Annotated in this window: 17 protein-coding genes; 5 read left to right on the top strand and 12 right to left on the bottom strand. The window is 37.1% G+C overall.

Annotated elements, in window-relative coordinates:
- Position 1: 1 nt before the first annotated feature.
- From LQV35_RS07525 to galE, 9 genes are read right to left on the bottom strand one after another with little or no spacing between them, the layout of a single operon-like run.
- The gene (locus LQV35_RS07525) at positions 2-2101 is read right to left on the bottom strand and encodes an STT3 domain-containing protein (RefSeq protein WP_230057260.1); all 2100 of its coding nucleotides are present in this window, start codon (positions 2099-2101) and stop codon (positions 2-4) included.
- A complete protein-coding gene (pglJ, locus tag LQV35_RS07520) occupies positions 2101-3216 on the bottom strand; it encodes an N-acetylgalactosamine-N,N'-diacetylbacillosaminyl-diphospho-undecaprenol 4-alpha-N-acetylgalactosaminyltransferase (protein ID WP_230057259.1) in 1116 nt (371 codons plus the stop codon). The genes LQV35_RS07525 and pglJ overlap by 1 nt, the downstream gene beginning before the upstream one ends.
- Positions 3213-4259, bottom strand: a complete 1047-nt coding sequence (locus LQV35_RS07515) for a glycosyltransferase (RefSeq protein WP_230057258.1) — start codon at positions 4257-4259, stop codon at positions 3213-3215. Before LQV35_RS07515 ends, pglJ begins: the two co-directional genes overlap by 4 nt.
- Positions 4256-5329, bottom strand: a complete 1074-nt coding sequence (locus tag LQV35_RS07510; RefSeq protein ID WP_230057257.1) for a glycosyltransferase — start codon at positions 5327-5329, stop codon at positions 4256-4258. The genes LQV35_RS07515 and LQV35_RS07510 overlap by 4 nt, the downstream gene beginning before the upstream one ends.
- Complete coding sequence (locus LQV35_RS07505) at positions 5326-6255, bottom strand: glycosyltransferase family 2 protein (protein ID WP_230057256.1); 930 nt, start codon at positions 6253-6255, stop codon at positions 5326-5328. The genes LQV35_RS07510 and LQV35_RS07505 overlap by 4 nt, the downstream gene beginning before the upstream one ends.
- Entirely contained in the window at positions 6252-7046 is a 795-nt protein-coding gene (locus LQV35_RS07500) for a glycosyltransferase family 25 protein (RefSeq protein WP_230057255.1), read from the bottom strand. The genes LQV35_RS07505 and LQV35_RS07500 overlap by 4 nt, the downstream gene beginning before the upstream one ends.
- Entirely contained in the window at positions 7046-8566 is a 1521-nt protein-coding gene (locus tag LQV35_RS07495) for an MATE family efflux transporter (protein ID WP_230057254.1), read from the bottom strand. The genes LQV35_RS07500 and LQV35_RS07495 overlap by 1 nt, the downstream gene beginning before the upstream one ends.
- Entirely contained in the window at positions 8567-9808 is a 1242-nt protein-coding gene (locus LQV35_RS07490; RefSeq protein ID WP_230057253.1) for a nucleotide sugar dehydrogenase, read from the bottom strand.
- Positions 9809-10792 (bottom strand): UDP-glucose 4-epimerase GalE, encoded by a 984-nt coding sequence (gene galE / locus LQV35_RS07485; protein ID WP_230057252.1) that lies wholly within the window; start codon positions 10790-10792, stop codon positions 9809-9811. It lies immediately after the preceding gene.
- 214 nt (positions 10793-11006) lie between these two features.
- Between galE and nrfH the strand changes: the two genes are divergently transcribed.
- The 3 genes from nrfH to LQV35_RS07470 all read left to right on the top strand — a co-directional run bounded on the left by nrfH (position 11007) and on the right by LQV35_RS07470 (position 14365).
- A complete protein-coding gene (nrfH, locus tag LQV35_RS07480) occupies positions 11007-11507 on the top strand; it encodes a cytochrome c nitrite reductase small subunit (protein ID WP_230057251.1) in 501 nt (166 codons plus the stop codon).
- An 18-nt stretch (positions 11508-11525) separates the two neighbouring features.
- On the top strand, positions 11526-13214 hold the full coding sequence (locus tag LQV35_RS07475) for an ammonia-forming cytochrome c nitrite reductase subunit c552 (protein WP_230057250.1): 1689 nt from the start codon (positions 11526-11528) through the stop codon (positions 13212-13214).
- A 98-nt stretch (positions 13215-13312) separates the two neighbouring features.
- Complete coding sequence (locus LQV35_RS07470) at positions 13313-14365, top strand: LLM class flavin-dependent oxidoreductase (protein WP_230057249.1); 1053 nt, start codon at positions 13313-13315, stop codon at positions 14363-14365.
- A gap of 28 nt (positions 14366-14393) precedes the next feature.
- On the opposite strand, the gene LQV35_RS07465 is transcribed toward LQV35_RS07470, so the two are convergent.
- The gene (locus LQV35_RS07465) at positions 14394-15209 is read right to left on the bottom strand and encodes a DNA ligase (protein ID WP_230057248.1); all 816 of its coding nucleotides are present in this window, start codon (positions 15207-15209) and stop codon (positions 14394-14396) included.
- 3 nt (positions 15210-15212) lie between these two features.
- Positions 15213-16253 (bottom strand): 3'-5' exonuclease, encoded by a 1041-nt coding sequence (locus LQV35_RS07460; protein WP_230057247.1) that lies wholly within the window; start codon positions 16251-16253, stop codon positions 15213-15215.
- 62 nt (positions 16254-16315) lie between these two features.
- Between LQV35_RS07460 and LQV35_RS07455 the strand changes: the two genes are divergently transcribed.
- Both LQV35_RS07455 and LQV35_RS07450 read left to right on the top strand, forming a co-directional pair.
- Positions 16316-16747 (top strand): hypothetical protein, encoded by a 432-nt coding sequence (locus LQV35_RS07455; protein ID WP_230057246.1) that lies wholly within the window; start codon positions 16316-16318, stop codon positions 16745-16747.
- A gap of 10 nt (positions 16748-16757) precedes the next feature.
- Complete coding sequence (locus LQV35_RS07450; RefSeq protein WP_230057245.1) at positions 16758-17246, top strand: hypothetical protein; 489 nt, start codon at positions 16758-16760, stop codon at positions 17244-17246.
- Here the strand turns inward: LQV35_RS07450 and LQV35_RS07445 are convergent.
- A complete protein-coding gene (locus tag LQV35_RS07445) occupies positions 17239-18810 on the bottom strand; it encodes a class I SAM-dependent methyltransferase (protein ID WP_230057244.1) in 1572 nt (523 codons plus the stop codon). The genes LQV35_RS07450 and LQV35_RS07445 overlap by 8 nt on opposite strands.
- Positions 18811-18827 lie beyond the last annotated feature (17 nt).

Here is an 18827-nt window from a genome sequence, read left to right as displayed (position 1 = left end):
TTTACCTTTTTAGCTTATAAATTTTTGCTTCACGCTCTAAAATTACTGGCTCAAAAAGGCTATCATCAAAGCGCTCAAGCACAAAAAGCTGGATAAAAGCACTATTAAACATCTCCTCATCAAGCACCAAAAAACGACCATAATCACGCATAAATATCAGATAAATTTTTGAGCTTTCATCGATAGAAAAGGAGTTTACCTCAAGCTCATTTTTGTCATTATATTTGGTTTCAAAAAAAGTATTTATGTTAATCGTTGAACTACCAATCTTTATACTTTTCATATCATTTGCCACACTTACACCGCTTGCAAGCATTATACCATCGCTATTTTGTTGAAAATAATTAGTCGCAAAAAACAAGGGCTCAGCCCATCTTTGACCAGTTTTTAAATCAAGTCTACTAAACTGCAAGATGGTAGGAAAGATACTCATCATTCGATCAGGTAAATAATAATAAATTTCTCTACTTTTTGCTGGCAAAGCAAGAGATTTATCACTCAAACTAGCTATAAATTTATCAACATCGCTTGTATTTGCATCTTCCATCATCTGGCTTAAATTTTCACTAAATTTCTCTCTAAAACCTCGCTCAGTGTATTCAACCTCCATACGAGCCATATTCGCCGAAGATACAAGCGGGCTAGCCAAAGCAAAACCAACAGCATAATTATCCCTACCAAGGTGCTTTCCACCATCAATAAGCGTCTTTACATCGCTATAATATCGTATCGGATAGCCGTAGTCCCACCAAGCAAGCACATAGTCTTCACGATCGGCTTTTTGCTTTAGTTGTTCTAAAATTTTAACCTCTTTTTGGTAAAAAACTGGAGAAATTTTGTAGTTATAAATATGCAAGCAAACTGGATAAAGTGCAAGTAAATTTATCAAAGCAAAAGCACTATTATAAAATTTTGAGCTAAGCTTTAGTCTATCAAGAACAAAAACTAAAGCGTATCCAAAGCCAAGAGCCATCACTGGCACTGCATAAATGGTAAATCTAAGCCCACCTTTAAGTGCTAAAAATCCAAGTAAAAGCATTCCAAAAGATAGCACAAACGAGCGAAATTTAAAGCTTAAAAGCACTACACCTATCAGCGAGATGATAAAAACAGGCACGCTGCCACTTATGCGTTCGCAAAATAGCACAATATCAACGATACCAGACTCTTGAATAGTTTGATTGACATTAAAAAATTTAAAGCTAAGTCCGCCAAGCTCACTAACATCTCTAAAAATGTAAAATTTTAGCTGAAAGATAATTGGATTTAGTCCGCCACCAACTGCAAAAATCACAAAAGCAGCAACCAAAACAGCAAGAGAAATTTTAAGATTTAAAAGTGCTGGTTTTAGCAAAAAAAGCAAATAAATAGCCAAAATAAGAGCAAATTTTAGCTCCAAAGCTATGTTGCTAATAGCAATTAACATAAGCGATATAAGTGCATAGTTTAGGGGTTTTTTACGCTCAAAAATAAGCGTATAAAGCACTAAAAGAGCTATCGTTACGCTAAGAAGTGAAAATGCGCTGGCATACCACCACATATAAACAAATACCGCTAAAGGCGCTATGATAAGACTTGAAATATCTCCTTTTTGCACAACCCTTATCGCTCCCCACACAACAAAAACAGCAAGAGTAATGATAAGCATATCTGTATCATAATATCCTGCCATCGTGCGGTTATAGTAGCTATTTGCTACACCCGCAAGCAGTGCTGCGGCAAATCCAGCCTTTGGCAAAGAGTATTGTGCTGCGATAAGCACAACAGGGATAACAACAAGTGAAGAGAAAAATACGCTCATATAAAGCATAGCGCTCTCTATGCTAACTCCAAGGAATTTTACAACCCAAGTCGTGAGTGTGGACAGTGGCATACCATAGTAACTAAGGTCGTTTTCTTGATGAAAGCCAGCCAACATATCACGCGCGCCCTCAGCAAATGCGTAGCCATCGTTTGTGCTTATCATCAGCTCGCCATTGTGTAAAAACTGCTCTATCCCACTCGCCCAGCTAATCCAATAAAGCCTTGCCACAACACTAAAAATAAAGGCGATAAGGATAAATACTCCCGTCTGTTTATCTATAAATTTTTCACTTTTCATTAATTCTCCAAATATCTCATAAGCTCATCTGCTATCTTTTTGCCGTCAAAATCCTTAGCTCTCTCATAAGCTATGCTTTCATATTTTTGCCGTATTTCTGGGCTTTGTAAGACTTTTATCATCGCTTCTCGCATGGCATTTTCATCGTCCACTGGAACTAAAATTCCATACCGATTATCACCCAAAAGCTCCCTTGCTCCAGTTTGATGATCGGTTGATATTAGAGTTTTTTTGCATGCCAAGGCTTCTATTAGCACATTTGAAAAGCCCTCAAACCTTGACGCACAGACAAAAGCACTGGAGTTTGCAATGTGTCGAAATGGGTTTTTATCCGTTTTAAGTAGCCTTACACGCTCACTAACTCCAAGCTCTTTTATCAGGTTTTCAAGCTCGTTTTGCAAAGGTCCTTTGCCTAAAATTCCAAGCGTTGCATGAGCATCGTTTATCTTTGCTATGGAGCGTATTAACATGGCTTGATTTTTGCCACTATCAAGACGACCAATATTTATAAAAAATGGTCTAAACTCGCTATCTAAAGGCTCGTTTTTAAGCTCATTTATAGCCTCTAAATTTAAAGCGTTATAAAGTACTTTTGTTTTATCTTTTGGAGTGGCAAAATTTTGCGTTAAATCATCAGCATTACCCTGTGCGTTAGCTAAGATAAAATCTGCCTTTGGATAGAGCCAGCGCGTTAAAATGCGATTAACAAAACCACTTATTCCATTCTTATAGATCCTACTAGGGCAGCTTCCTTCTTGGATAACAAAGTTGCCTTTTAGCCCTAAAATTCTAGCCATTAACGCGATATAACAAGGACGGTTCATCACAACAAAGTGTGTATCTATGCCAAGTTGTTCACATAGTTTTTTATACTTTAATGTTAGTAATGGCAAAGCAAAAAGTAAGCGTAAATTTTTACTCATGCTACTTTCATAAGGATCGCTCTTTTCGATAAAATGCACCTTAACTTCGCCTGGCAAATCATACGCTATAACCTCACTCATTAACACCAAATGCACCTCGTAATTTTGGGCTAAAAATGGCAATAAATTTGAGATCACACGCTCTGCGCCACCAGGACCCATCGAATACAAAAATACACTTAATTTTTTCATTTTTTCATAACCCTATCTATAAATTTATCCCATTTTGCCATTATTTTTTCTTGCGAAAATTCGCTAGCATCACGCTTTGCCTGCTCACCTATCTTACTTTGTAAAGCACTATCTTGTAAAATTTCAGTAAGCATACTAGCTAGCTCATCGTCATTGCCATTTTCAAAAAGTATGCCATTTATACCATTTTTTATAAGCTCAAGCCCACCAACAGTATCGCTTGAAACTCTCACACATCCAAAATTTCCCGCTTCAATTAATACATTTGAAAGCCCTTCACTTCTTGAGCTTATAACAAAAATTTTTGCTCTTTCATAAAGCGGTGCGATATCGCTAACATGCCCTAAAAACTGCACATCAAGCCCTAAGTCTTTAGCCATATCCTTTAACTCTTTAGCCAAACTTCCATCGCCAGCTATTTGCACTTTCCAGCCTAAAAGCAAATTTTTATCAATCTTTGCAAGTGCTTTAAAATAAATATCATATCCTTTTACTGCCTCAAGCCTACCTACGCTTAAAATGATGTTTTCTTTTTTTAAATTTTGCCCTGATTTTAGAGCAAATGGATTATGTAAAATTTCACGATTTTTTACAAACCTATAATACTCAAAGTCGCTTTTACCAAGAACACTAAGTCCACTCACACGGTGATAAGCCATATCTCGGATAAGACGAAATTTGGGGCTTGCAAGATACTCATTTGCGTGATGCTCGGTGGCTATGTGTTTAAAATTTAGTCCTAAATTTGCCACCACACATACGACATTTGTCCAGTCTATAAAGCTTATTATCAAATCAGGCTTTAGCTCTTTAAATAGCGCTCGTATCTTAGCCACTTTTTTAATCTTAGATAAAATTTTACCACCATCATATGTGCTTAGATGATGAAATTTTATATTTTTATCAAATTCATAAAAGCCCATATCACGCTCTAAAACAGCTATATGAATCTCACTTTTAAGCCCAAGATGAGAGCTAAGTGAAGCCAAAACCCGCTCCGCTCCGCCATTTGCAAGGTTTGCTATAACAAACAAAACTCTCACACCACATCCTTTTTGACGCCAGCCACAGCCAAAAGCTCAAGCCAGTCAGCATAAATTTTATCCATCTCAAACTCACCAAGTCTTAGTTTTGCATTGTTACAAATTTGCTCACATTTTTGCTCATCTTTTGTAAGCTGTAAAAGCTCTGCACTCATTTGCTTTACATCATCAATATCACACAAAATCCCGTCAAACTCATGCTTTATAAGCTCGCACGCGCCGCTTGTTTTTGTAGCGATTCGCACGCAATCATAAAATATAGCCTCTATAAGAGTGTTACCAAGACCCTCTATTTTTGATGTAGAAAACAAAAATTTTGCTCTTTCATAAAGCTCGCTAATATTAGAAACATTACCTAAAAACTCTACATCTGCACCAAGCTCTTGTGATAGATTTTGTAACTCTTGCAAACACTCTCCGTCTCCCGCAACAACGAATTTATAGCCACTTTGGCGCAAATTTGCAGCTATTTTTACAAACATCGCGCAGTTTTTAAGCTCTATTAAGCGACCAACAAAAAGCACTAAATTTTCTTTTTTTATCTCTAAATTTTGAGGTTTTTGGCTAAAAAATGGGTTGTAAATTACCTTTATGTTTTTGCAAAATTTTTCATAGTGATTAAGGTCTGCTTTTGTAAGAACACTAAGAGCGCTTGATAGGGGATACATAAGGCGTTTAAGCCAGTCAAAAATGGCAGCTTTTGGCATCATGTAGCTTGTGTGTTCGCTAATTATCACGGGCGTTTTTAGCCCTATATTTGCACCAAGAACGAGCAAATTTGTACTATCTAAAAAGGAGATAATAGCATCAAATTTAGCATCTTTTATGATTTTTCTTAGCTCTAAAATTTTACCAACTCTTTTTTTAAGATTTCCCATCACTCCAAGCTCATTTGCACCGTGGTTTAAACACTTTAGTTTTACCTTATCATCTAGTTTATAAAATGGCTCTTCATTATCAAATTTTACCAAACAAACATTATGATCTTGGCTAAATTTTGAAGCCAAAAGTGCGCAAACTCGCTCCGCTCCACCCATTCTAAGCGTAGATATGACAAATAAAACTTTCATATTCCAAACCTTTGCTTTATCTTTACCCTAAAGCCAGAAAGCCATGATAATGCGCTATTTGGAAGTATAAAAAGAGCTAGTAAAACAAGCGCTTCTTTATTAAATTTCATCCTTAGACTTTTTATCAAACAGCTAAACGAAAGAGCGTAATCTCCGCCCATTTTTGCATAATACGCAGCCATTTTATACTGCAACGCCAAAAACTCAGGTGCATGAACGCTTGCTATCTCTTTTGTCAAATTTACCGTCTTTAAATAAGCATGAGCAACCTTGAGTGCGTGTTTTGCAGCATTTTTAGTAGCGCTATCAGCGCGCTCTATCCTATAAAGATAGAGTGGTTTTTTAAGATAATACACTCTTCCCTCAAAAAAGCGAATATAAAGCTCGTTTTCGCCACCAAAACTACGCTCATCAAAACGAAAATCCTCAATAAATTTTCGCGAAAAAAGCTTAAAAAACTCGCCCGTTATACGCCCACAGTGATAATCGACCTTACTCATCGCGCCATCTTTTTCATATGGGCTTTGTCCTGAAATTTGATGCGTACAAATACCATCTATCTCTACTAAACAATCAGCAAAAACGCACTCATAGCCTTGCTCTAAAATTTCCATACACTCGCTTATAGCGCTATCAGAAAAAAACTCATCATCATCATCAAGCAAGCATATAAACTCGCCTTTAGCGTTATCAAAGCCGTTATTTTTATTACCATTTGGGCTTTTTGCGTGTATAGTATTTTTTACAAATGTTACCCTTGCGTCATTAAAATCAGAGCAAATTTGAGCTGCAACATCGCCATCTCCATCATCAGTAACTATGATCTGTAAATTTTCATAATCTTGCAAAATAGCTGAGTTTAGAGCCTTTTTGAGCAGTTGGGGGCGGTTAAAAGTAGCTATAACTATGCTTACAAGTGGCTTCATGCTTTTGCCTTAAAAACTCGCTCATAACCCCTCAAATAGTAGTCAAAACGAGAGTAAAAAAGAAATTTCAAACTATCTATACGAGCTTTTAAGCTTGGCTTATATGCACTTACGCTTCGTTCAGACTCGATATTTGAGTCAGTTGTGCCTATTTGAGGATGTGAAAAAATATCACAAAAATACATCTTTAAATCATTCTCTCCAAGCAAAAAGTCCCAGTGATCACTTACGCAAAGTGTGTGCTTTTGGGTATTTAGTAAAGACTCTGCACTTTGTCTTGTTACAACATAAGCAGCAGTGCTCCAAATGGCTTTTCGTGAGTAGTCAGGTATGCAAAATAGGCTTGTGTCTTTATCTTGTAGTAAAATTTTATCACTAGCTAAAATTTTCTTTGCAAAAAGGCTAAAACGACCCTCAAACCAGTCCTGACAGCCACAGTGAAGTATCGCATCTTCAGGCATTTTGCCTGCCATTTTAAAAGCTAGCTTCACACACTCATCATCACCCATAACATCATCTTCAATGATAAGTCCAAGCTTTGCCCCACTTTTTAAAAATTCCTCGTAAGCCTTCATGTGTGAAAGCGTGCAGCCAACCTCGCCAGGACTAAGCAACTTGCCATGCTTTTGCAAAGACGATCTTGCTAGTGAAAAATACTCTTTTGCAAGCATGCTTCGTCCATCAACGGCATTTATTAGGTTAAATTTATCATAACTAGCAAAACGCTCTTTTAGTGATTGTCTACGCAACTCATCGCTTGCAAGCGAGATTAAAAAAACTGGGTAGTCCATCAAATTTTCCTTTTTATCTTTGCAAGCATTTTTTTAACCACAACACCTTGCTCAAAGCGGTTAAATATCAAAAAAAGATTTAAAACATAACCAAAAGCCAAAAGCCCCATACAAACTAGCAAAAACTCAGTCCAATTAGTTATACTAATAAAATTTCTTAACATCAAAAACAATGCGCAAACAATAACAAAAAGGGCTAAATTTTTAAAATAAACCCCATAAAATGTCGTAAGTTTTACCTCTAAATTTAGTGCTGCATTTATAAGGTCAAAACCTAAAATTCGCATACTATAAAGCACTGCACCAGACACAACCATACCATAAATCCCATAATCTGTAAATTTTAATACCAAAATTTGCACCAAAACCGTGCTAAAGCCAAGTATAGTGTGCGCAATAGCTGGACGAGAAAGCTTATTTGTTGTGCCATCAAGGTTAAAAAGTGCATACACATAACTTATAAATATAACTGGCACAAGAGAGATCATGCTAAGGTTGTAAATAAGCACTATCTCATCAGCGCTCTTAAATGGCAGCCAAAGTGTATAAAACTCACGCCCAAATGCCACAAAAACCGCAGCTGGCGCACTCATAACATAAGCCACAACCTTCATCGCAAATTTTGCCTCAGCAACAAGTGCAGTGATGTTACCTTTTGAATAAAGCTCAACAAATTTTGGTGCGAAAATACTACTAAGCTGAACACAAAAGCTCTCTAAAATGATAGGTGCGGCTTTAGCGACAGACAAAATGCCTGTTAAATTTGCACCAAGAAAGATATTACATATAAACAGATCCATGCCTGTTAGAAGTATGTTATTTAGAGCATTTAAACTGTTCCAAACACCTGAACTTAAAAGCTCTTTTATCATCTTAAATTTGAAATTTTTTAGAGAAAATTTAAGTTCCGGAGTAATGCGAGAGCTCATATATATCGTGCTAAAAAGCACAAAAAAGCTAGATATAAGAGCTGCTATGGCAATGTATGCTATCATGGGCTTAAAAAAGTAAAACAAAAACACTATGATAGCAGCAAGTAGCGCGCTTGAGATGGCATTGCGGATACTTAGCAAGTAAAGCTTGTTTCGCACAAAAGCACAAACTGTGATAACGCCGTTAAAAAGTCCTACGCAAAAATTTATAAAATAAAATATAAAAGTAAGCGTAACATCGTATTTTAAGTGCTCTGGCACATTTAAAAAAAAGTCCAAATTTAAAATAAAAATAGCACTTAAAACAACAATAAGTACTGAAAAAAAGATATTTACAACAAGAACCGATGAGTAGTATGCGTTGGCTTTTGGCTTATCGTCTTTATGCCACTCAAGTGCTACAAATCTCCCACTAACAGAGTTTATCGCAACTGTAATGACCGCAGCATATGTCACGATAGCGTTGCTAAGTCCGACAAAGCCGTAAGCTTCGTTGCCAAGTGATTTTAAGATAAATGGCGTAAGGACAAAATTTATACCCATCGAGACTATAAAAACTACGATAGAGCTTATTAAATTTATAATCAATCAAAGCCTCGCATCAGCATTTGGATATATGTTTTTTATATCATAAACAAGTGTATTTTTAAACTCAAGCAACCTAAACTCATCATGTGCAACAGCTATAACAACACAGGCATATTCACTAGACTCATAGCTTTTTACAAGCTTTATGCCATACTCATGTAAAACCTCGATCTCATCAGCCAAAGGATCACTCACATCAACAACACAGCCAAACTCCAAAAGCTCATTTACAGCGTCTATCACACGGGAGTTGCGTATATCTGGGCAGTTTTCTTTAAATGTTATCCCAAGCACAAGCACCTTTGCTCCACTTACTTGCACACCACGCTTTATCATAAGTTTTACAACTTCAGAAGCTACATGCCGCCCCATGTTTTCATTAATACGACGGCTAGCTAGTATCATCTCAGGATAGTGCCCAACCTCTTGCGCCTTGTGGGTAAGATAGTAAGGATCTACGCCTATACAATGCCCACCAACAAGTCCAGGCTTAAATTTTAAAAAATTCCACTTTGTTCCAGCCGCAGCTAAAACTTTATTTGTATCTATATTTAGCCTTGCAAATATCATCGCAAGCTCATTTATAAAGGCTATATTTATATCGCGCTGAGTGTTTTCTATCACCTTTGCAGCCTCTGCGACCTTTATAGAGCTTGCCTTGTAGGTTCCAGCTGTAATGATAGAGCCATAAATTTTATCCACGATGTCGGCGGTTTTTGGTGTTGAGCCGCTAGTTATTTTTAAAATTTTTGTTACTGTATGCTCTTTATCGCCTGGATTTATACGCTCTGGAGAGTAACCACAGAAAAAATCCTCATTAAATTTTAGCCCACTTTCTTCCAAAACAGGCACACAAATTTCCTCTGTCACACCTGGATAAACAGTACTTTCATAAACCACTATATCGCCCTTTTTAAGCACTTGTGATACACTCATGCTTGCATTTATGAGCGGGTGTAAATTTGGGCGTTTACTTTTATCTATGGGTGTTGGAACGGTGATGATAAAAAAATTTGCATCTTTTATGTCATCAAGATTCGTAGTAAAAATTATCCCATTTTCAATAGCCTCAATAACTTGCACCTTCTCAAGCTCTAAAGTACGGTCTAGTCCGCTTTTAAGCTCACTAATTCGCTGCTTGTTTATATCAAAACCTACGACTTTATACTTTTTGCTAAAAGCTACGGCAAGAGGAAGTCCAACATAGCCAAGACCGATAATTGCGATATTTGTATTTTTCACTTAAATTTTTCTCTCCCACTCAAGTGCGGTTTTAATAATCAAATCAAGATCGTCAAATTTTGGTGTCCAGTCAGTTAAATTTCGTAATTTTGTTGAATTTGCGATAAGTATCGCTGGATCCCCATCTCTTCTTGGCTGATTTTCTACATTAAAGTTTACTCCACTAACACGCTTTGCAACATCAATAACCTCTTTAACAGAAAAACCCCTGCCATATCCTACATTAAAAATTTCACTTTTATTTTCACAAATGTAGTTTAGTGCCGAAATATGAGCATTTGCAAGGTCACATACATGGATATAATCACGCACACAAGTGCCATCTTTAGTAGCGTAATCATCTCCATAAATTCCCATTTTCTCACGCTTTTTAAGCGCTGTTTGAACGGCTACTTTTATAAGATGTGTTGCATTTGGATAGTTTTGCCCGATAGCTCCATCAATGCTTGCTCCAGCGACATTAAAGTAACGAAGTATGGCAAATCTAAAATTTTCATTTGCCGCAGCATAATCACGAATGATCTGCTCACTCATGAGCTTTGAGTGCCCGTATGGATTTATCGGAGCGGTTTTGCTATTTTCATCGACGCTTGGCACATCTGGCTCACCATAAACCGCAGCAGTTGAGCTAAAGATAAATTTATTTACTCCGTATTTATGACAAAAACCAAGTACTCTAGCAACATTTGCGGTATTATTTAGATAGTATTTCACAGGATTTTGCGTACTTTCAAAAACCTCTATAAATGCTGCAAAATGGATAATAGCATCAAATTTTCCACTTCTAAAAACCTCGCTTAAATCATCCTCAAGGCTTATATTTATAAAATTAAACTTACCAAAATTTTTAAGCGTATCAAGCGCTTTTTGACTCCCTTTACTAAAGTTATCAATAACAGTGATATTATGCTCGCCACTTTCTAAAAGCGCTTTTACCACATGACTACCGATATATCCAGCGCCCCCTGTTACTAAAATATTCATCTTTGCCTTCCTTTGAAATTTTTGTAATTTTAGCAGATATTTTATAAATTAATGTATAGTTTGCAAAAATTAAAAATTATTTTTTTAGCCAAAGCCCTACTACATCGCAAGAATTTTTAAAAATAAATTTTTTCTTTGTTTAGTGTTGATTTACATCAATTAAAATTCAGTTAAATTATACTATCATTGACGCAAAATTTATAAAGGAGGTATTTTGAAAATCGTAGACGAAGCTAAAAAGCAACCTGGTTTCTTAGCCGTTCTGATACTTATCATAAGTGTTGGCGTTGTTTTAGGTCACGGTATTTATACATTCGTATATGCAAAAGGTTTTTCATATATGAGCGATGATCCCGCAGCCTGTAAAAACTGCCATGTTATGAATCAAGTCTATGAGAGCTGGGAACGAGGCGGACACCAACATGTTGCGACCTGTAACGACTGTCATGTCCCGCATGATTTCATAGGCAAGTGGCTTATGAAGGCCGAAAGTGGTTTTGGTCACAGTTACGCCTTTACAGCAAAGGACAACCCCGTTCCATTTACTGCAAATGCTAAAAGTAAACGAGTTATTCAAAACAATTGTATAGAGTGCCACGGTGATTACGCAGCACCGTCAGTACATGCTAAGCAAGCAGGTGGCTCGGATGCCCAAAATGAATCCCTAAGTTGTGCCTCTTGCCATAGACAAGTGGGACACGCACATAACTACTAATAACAAAAAGGAGTAATCATGAAAAACAAACTATTGTATAGTATCGTTTTTATCTTAGCAGTCGTTGCGGGTGCAGGTTTATTTGCACTTTTTACAGATATTAGCGATAAGAAACATCAGGAGCGCCACTACCCGTTGATGCTTGCTAAAAACGATGAGCTAAAGCCAGACATCCGTGAGTGGGGTAAAAATTTCCCAAGTCAATACGACGCAACAGTTGCGATGAAAGACATCACTTTTGAAACACCATTTGCTGGTTCACTACCATACTCAAAACTTATCAGATGGCCAGCCGCTTCAGTTTTCTGGCAAGGTTATGCATTTGCAGTTGATTACAACAGACCACGCCTCCACTTTTATACACAAATTGATCAGATTGAAACAAAAAGAAATGATAAAGAGTACCTAAATGCTCATGGTTTACCAAATTTTAAGGGTCAACCAGGCTTTTGTGTAAACTGCCATACGGGTCACTTAACAGCCATCATGAACGATCCTGACTATACTCAACTACACGATAAAAGCACTCGTACTAAGTCATTTGACCTAGAGATGGGTTTCTTTGCAGCTGATAAAGAAAAGGGAGAATTTAAGAAAGAAGCATGGACTAAGATGAACTCTATCCCATACTTTGATGTTATGAAAATGGTTGAATCAAAACATGGTAAAGACGCTTTTGGTGGCTCACACCTTGGTTCAGCATGTGCTGACTGTCACCACCCAGAAGATATGAGTCTTCGTGTTACACGCCCTGGCTTTGTTAATGCAATGGTTAAGCGTGGATATGAGGCTGATGCAAGACAAGGTATCAAAGCTACACGCGCTCAAATGAGAGACTATGTATGTATGCAGTGCCATGTTGAGTACTATCCTGGCTTAGATGCTGACCTTGTTTTCCCATGGACAAAATGGACAAAAGATGAGCCATTTAAGATAGAGATGTTTGATGAGTACTATGATGAAGTTCATGATAATGGAAAATTTGCAGCTGACTATCGCCATAAGCAAACTGATGCTAAGATGATTAAAATGCAACACCCAGAAGCTGAGCTACACTCAACAAGTGTTCACGCTAGAAGTGGTGTAACTTGTGTTGACTGCCACATGCCATATAAGCGCGAAGGTGCTACTAAGATAACAAATCACACTATCCAAACACCATACGCTGACATCACAGCAGCTTGTAAAACTTGCCATATGCAAAGCGAAGATGAGCTAAAAGATAGAATTTCATTTATCCAAAATCGCCACGCTTATGAGCTTAGAAACTGCGAGAATAACCTACTTGCGCTTATCCAAGATATCAATGTAGCTCGCGCTGAACTTGCAAAACATGAGAAATTTGCTAGCATAGCTGATGAAAAAGCAAGAAAAGAAGCTATCAGTGAAGCTCTAAAAGAGCCACTATATGCACATAGAAAAGCTCACATTAGATGGGACTTTGCATTTAGTGAGAACAGCTACGGCTTCCACGGACCACAAGAGGTAGCTCGTATCACAGGTCAGTGCCAGACTGTTGCAAGAGAGGGTCAAAACTCACTTGTAAATGCACTTGCACCTTATGGTATCACTATAGCCCTAACAAAAGAAGCTAAGATGCCACCTGCTCCAGAGCAGATTACAAGCCACCATGCTCCAGTAGCAACTCCTCCATCAGACAGACTTAAAAAGATCGATGAGGATGTTAAAAACCTTAACTTCAAATAATCTTTGAAGCAAAACAAGGGCTAGGAAACTAGCCCTTAAATTTACTCTTAATTATCCATTTTTATCTATAATAGCCTAAATTTTATATAGGCAAATAAATGAAACTATCTATCTTAAACTTAGCCCCACTACGAAAAGGTCAAAATCAAAAAGATGCTATAGATGCGCTAGTTCGCTTGGCTCAACATGCTGAAAATATCGGCATAAAGCGCTACTGGATAGCAGAACACCATAACATGTCAAACCTAGCAAGCTCAGCTACTCAGCTTCTTATAGCGCATGTTTTATCGCAAACTAATAAAATTTGTGTCGGCTCTGGTGGCGTAATGCTTCCAAATCATAGTCCTTACTCTATCGCCGAACAGTATGGCACACTTCAAACACTTTATTCTGACAGAGTTGAGCTAGGACTTGGTCGCGCGCCAGGCACAGATTCTCAAACAGCAAAAGCGATAAGGCGTGGCGGTGATATATTTGGCGTATATGACTTTGAGGCAGAAATTTCAGAACTTCGTGGCTATTTTGATGGTACAAACGCAGTAAAAGCCTATCCGGCAAATGGGCTTAATGTGCCATTTTATATACTAGGCTCAAGCACCGAAAGTGCATATCTTGCGGCAAAACTTGGACTTCCATATGCTTTTGCTTCACACTTTGCACCTAGGCAACTAGCTCTAGCAGTAAGTATCTACAAGCAAAATTTTAGCCCCTCAAAATATCTTGAAAAGCCTTACACAATCGTTGGCGCAAATGTCATTATCGCAGATACCAACGAGCAGGCAACAAGCCTTGCCACCACACAAACTCGATTTTTCTTAAATGTCGTAACAAACGGCAGAGATCCACTTTGTCCGCCTGCTAGAAGTGATGATGAAATTTTTAACTCATCTAAAAAAGCTAAAAACACACCTCACTTTGGACCTATCAGCTTTCAACAAGACGCATTAAAAGAGCGTGAGCGTGCAGTTGTAGAACAGATGACGGCGTGCTCTTTTATTGGATCAGCAAAAAACGTTCGCGATGAGCTTGTAGAATTTCATGCCGAACTTGGCTTTGATGAGATAATGGCTGTTAGCTATATTTTTGATGAAAATTTGCAATTTGCCTCATATTCAGCCCTAAAACAAATCGTTGATGAGATAAAAGAGTAGTTTTAGCGCTTAACAAAAATAGCAAAAACTAATCCTTGCGAATTCGTAAAAACACAGGAAATCTTGGCAAGCCATTTTTGGTTAAATTTTGATATTTGTATGTGATTATCTCGCCAATTTTTGGCGGATTTTTGCGCATTTCATCGCTAAAGCCTGAGCCAATTTTAAAAATTTTTTTGCTTTTTAAATCCTTGCAAACCAAGCTTCCCATTACATTTTTATACTTGCCTTTGCCCTGATTTATAGCCACCACCTCGCACTCTGTATCAAAAAATGGCTTTAGTTTTAGCGCATTTTGGCTGCGTTTTCGCTCATAAGGTGCATTTGCTTCGCGCAGCACTGCACCCTCGCCGCCATTTTTTATAATTTGTGAGATGAAAATTTTAAGCCACGCATTATCAGGGATTAAAATTTGCTCTATAATTTTTATTTTTTCATTTGGCTGTTTTTGTAGAAATTTTTGCAAAACATCAAGTCTAGATAAAAGCCCACCACTTGCATCTGGCACATCAAAAACATAAAATTTTACATCTTTCCATGCCAAAATATCTGGTTTTTTATCCATCACAACAGACTGAACTAGCTCAAATTTTTCCCTACCTATAAACAGCTCGCCATCTAAAGCAAATGGCGGAAAATCAGCCACAAACTCGCTTGGTGAGGCAAATTTAACACCATTTTTGCTAAGTAAATTTTGCCCATCCCAGTAAGCCCTTATGCCATCAAGCTTTTCACTAGCAAGCCAGCCACTTACATTTTGATCCTTAAACTCACCAAGCCTTAAAAGCTCTATACCAAAGGCAAAATTTAGCAAAAATGCAAGTAAAATTATAAATTGTCTCACAACCTACTCATCATTTAGATTTATCTCTGGTAGTTTTTCTTCAAATAAATTTCCACCCTTTTGCTTTGTTTTTAAACTCGTGTCAGCTCCTTTTTTTAGTAGTCCATCAAGTCCATTTTTAGCAAGATGAGAGCTTAGCTCGCTTTTATCTATTTTTTGTAAATACTCATCATAGTCATCGCTAAAATTATCTTTAAAATTCTCACTATTACCAACTTCTAGCTCATACTCTCTTTTACCTTCAAGCCTTTCAAGCTCATTAGCAACAGCGGTACAAAAAACATCCGTATAGCCCATGAGTTCCTTTTTATCGCGTAAAAACCTACTCATGACACTTAGCGAATTTGCATAATCATCTTTGTTTATACGCCCACGCAAAAGCTCATATTTTAAAAACAGCCAGTAGGTATTTAGCACATCAGACTCGCAGTATTCGTTGATCTTTTCTATATCGCCACCATGATAAAGCTCAAAAACTTGATCCCCATGCACATCGTATTTACCAGGCAAATTCAAGCTAGCGCAAAGCAGGTCTAGCTTTAGTCCACGCACCACACCAAAGTCACTTATATGATCAAGCAAATCAAGATGAAAGCGGTCTGAGTTACGGTACCTATAGTTATCCCACTTGCTCTTGTTTAGCTCACGATTTTCCACTTCAAAATACGCAAAAGCACTTAGATTATATCGCATTGCGCGTGCCATAATGGTCGGTAAGTCAAAGCCTCTGCCATTAAAACTCACAAGACGAGGATTAAACTCATTTATAAAATTTATAAATTTCGTAAGAATTTCTTGCTCACTGTCGCCCTCCATAGTGCTAACTTTTATAAACTTTCCATACTCATCAGCGATCACAGCCGATATAGCCACTATCTGATGAAACACAATAGGCAAAAAACTGCTACCACTTTGCTCTTTTTGCATTTCAAAAGCCTGCAAGCCGACTTGCTCATCATCTCCACTAAAGCCATAAATTTTTCTTATCAGCATAGCATCTGGTATGCTTTCACAGTCAAAAACACAGATATAATTTTTTGCCATTTTTACCCTTTTTAAGCCATTTTTTTATAAAATGATAGCAAAATTTATATTTAAAGTTGATAATGAAAAAAATTTTAATCACAACCTTTAGGCCACTTAAAAAAGAAGAGCTAATCTACCTACTTGAGCTTTTAAACACAAATTTTAACCCGTTGCAAATTGGCATTGCGACCATAGAACAAAATGAGCAAATTTGTACACAGATCGCCCCAAATGCCACGCTTCATATCGCATGGGATGAGAATAGTTCGCAAAAATTTCACAAAAGAGTATTTAACGAAGTTAAGACTATATTTCGCATAAAAAAGCAAAAATACGACATCGCAGTGCAGCTTTGCGGCTCAAAACGCGGCATCATCATACCAAAATATGCCAAGATAAAAACCATAGTCGGCTTTGAAACAAAAGATAAAAAGATAAACAAGCTCATCACCCATAAGATAACCACTAGCGTAAGCCCAGAGCAAATCCTAAAAACACTGGCAAATGCATAAAAGTTTTTATATGGATAGCGCTGATGAGCGTGAGTTTTTTGACTTTATTAGCGAAATAGGCGGAGAGTTTTTGTTTATGAAAAATTTGCAAATTTTTAGCTCGCAAAGTGCTTATGCGTTTGACCAAGTCGCTCGCTATATATATTCAAAAAAATTTGGAGAGCTAAAAATTTATAACGAAACACAGATAAAAAACGAGCATATCGGTGCTTTTAGTCAGATTGATTCGCCTGTTATAACCTACACTCAAACACAAATCATAAACAGTGAAAAGCTTGTTAAAGCTGGTAAAATCTCGGTAAAGATGAGCTATATGCAAGATGGTAAAATGGTTAAAAAGTCAAACGAACTTGAGAAATTTTATAATAAACTAACTCTATGGATTGAGACTCATGTAAGCAAAAAGCCCATTTTCATGGGCTTTTATGAAGCAAGGGTAAATATGAGCAAGAGCATATCTACTATGTTTGAAGATGGGGCTCTTCACAAATTTAACTAATATACTCTTCTAAAAAATACGCCTCTTTTAGCATAAACTCAAGCTGTGCAACAGCCAGTCTTGCGTGTTTTTTAAGCTTTTCGCCCTTTAGCTCTTTGTTGTCTTTTGAAACTATCTTTACATCATTTTTCTTAATAAATTTAAGATACTCATCAACTATCTGCGCAAGAGTATTAACACCATCAAATTTTAATGCCAAATAACAATCAGCTTTTGAAAATTTCATATTTTCATTAAAACAATTTGCAAATGATATAAGGTTATCGCTGCTATGCAAAAAGTGTTTGATATATTTCGCATACTCTGGTTTTAGACGAGTTTTTCCAACTTCATAAGAGATACTCTCAAACTCTCTAACAGCAAAATTCGTATCTTTTAAACCTACAATATCTATCAAAGCTGTGTATGCACTAAGTTTTTTCTCAGACTCTAAAAGTTCTAAAATTTGCGGTAAGCTGGCGCTTTGTGGATAAATTCTACTAAAAACATCGCTAAGCCAAGCCGTCTTATCTTTTACAGCCGTATAGTCTTTTGAAACCCACTTGCCGTCATAAAGCTTAAAGTCTGCGACGATATTTAGTTTTGCAAAGTCATTTGGACCTATCTCGCGTCCATGCACACTATCATAGGCCTCTTTATGTAAGATAAGGCTGGCACGAAATGTCTTATTTGAAAAAAAGTCCATAAACTGCTCTTGATCATAGCGGTGTGGCATATTTTCTTGCATAAAACTCATAGCACCTTCATTATCAAGACCAGGCGCAAATATATCATCAAGATTGCTCTCACAAAGATAACTTAACTGCCTTTTTTCAAGCATATCAGCAAATTCCCTAAAGTAAAAAGGCTGATTTATAGGATCTAAAAACTCATGGGCTATATAGCTTTCACTCTTTAGCAGCGTGCTATTTATAAAGTAAATAAGCTGATCAGCTGGGATAGTTTCGTTTTTGCAATCAATGAGAAATTTTTTATAAACTTCAAGCGCCTCTTTTGCCTTTTTTACTTGCTCGATCTGATTATTAGCACCACTTGCTGCTTGAAACATTATTTGTCGCAATATATCTTTTATCTTCCAGCCAGGATAGACATTATACGAAACATATGCAACACCATGTGGAGCAAGAAATTCTTTAATGATATTAAGTATCGCGTCACGAACATTTGCAGGAACCCAGCTAAAAACGCCGTGTACTATGATGTAATCAAATTTTTCATACCCCTTTACATCATCTGGGCTTAGGCTTGTTATATCCTTTCTCATAAGCTCTAAATTTTTTATGCCCATATCAGCAACAATGGCTTTACCTTTTTGGATATGCTCGTTACTAAGGTCTATGCCAAGCACCTTTGCCTCTGGATTTGCAATAGCAAAGGGGATGAGATTCCCACCATAAGAGCAGCCTATCTCAAGCACTCTTGCTTTTTTTGTATTGGCTGGACTAAGTCCTAAAAGCGTTGCACACGCCTCAAGTCTTAACGGCGATGAGAATCTAAATGCCGCTGAAGGATAAGTAAGCTCGTCATAAGCGTGTTCTAGTTTATTTGTTATAGCATCACTCATAAAAATCCTTTTTTATA

This window comes from Campylobacter suis (assembly GCF_905120475.1).
In the GTDB taxonomy this organism is placed as follows: domain Bacteria; phylum Campylobacterota; class Campylobacteria; order Campylobacterales; family Campylobacteraceae; genus Campylobacter_A; species Campylobacter_A suis.
This window is presented reverse-complemented; position numbering and strand designations above follow the sequence as displayed.

Coding starts and splice junctions, on each gene's coding strand:
- LQV35_RS07455 (WP_230057246.1), top strand. CDS start 16,316: ATGAAAAAAATTTTAATCACAACCTTTAGGCCACTTAAAAAAGAAGAG.
- galE (WP_230057252.1), bottom strand. CDS start 10,792: ATGAATATTTTAGTAACAGGGGGCGCTGGATATATCGGTAGTCATGTG.
- pglJ (WP_230057259.1), bottom strand. CDS start 3,216: ATGAAAAAATTAAGTGTATTTTTGTATTCGATGGGTCCTGGTGGCGCA.
- LQV35_RS07525 (WP_230057260.1), bottom strand. CDS start 2,101: ATGAAAAGTGAAAAATTTATAGATAAACAGACGGGAGTATTTATCCTT.
- LQV35_RS07445 (WP_230057244.1), bottom strand. CDS start 18,810: ATGAGTGATGCTATAACAAATAAACTAGAACACGCTTATGACGAGCTT.
- LQV35_RS07500 (WP_230057255.1), bottom strand. CDS start 7,046: ATGGACTACCCAGTTTTTTTAATCTCGCTTGCAAGCGATGAGTTGCGT.
- LQV35_RS07475 (WP_230057250.1), top strand. CDS start 11,526: ATGAAAAACAAACTATTGTATAGTATCGTTTTTATCTTAGCAGTCGTT.
- LQV35_RS07505 (WP_230057256.1), bottom strand. CDS start 6,255: ATGAAGCCACTTGTAAGCATAGTTATAGCTACTTTTAACCGCCCCCAA.
- LQV35_RS07450 (WP_230057245.1), top strand. CDS start 16,758: ATGGATAGCGCTGATGAGCGTGAGTTTTTTGACTTTATTAGCGAAATA.
- LQV35_RS07470 (WP_230057249.1), top strand. CDS start 13,313: ATGAAACTATCTATCTTAAACTTAGCCCCACTACGAAAAGGTCAAAAT.
- LQV35_RS07460 (WP_230057247.1), bottom strand. CDS start 16,253: ATGGCAAAAAATTATATCTGTGTTTTTGACTGTGAAAGCATACCAGAT.
- LQV35_RS07510 (WP_230057257.1), bottom strand. CDS start 5,329: ATGAAAGTTTTATTTGTCATATCTACGCTTAGAATGGGTGGAGCGGAG.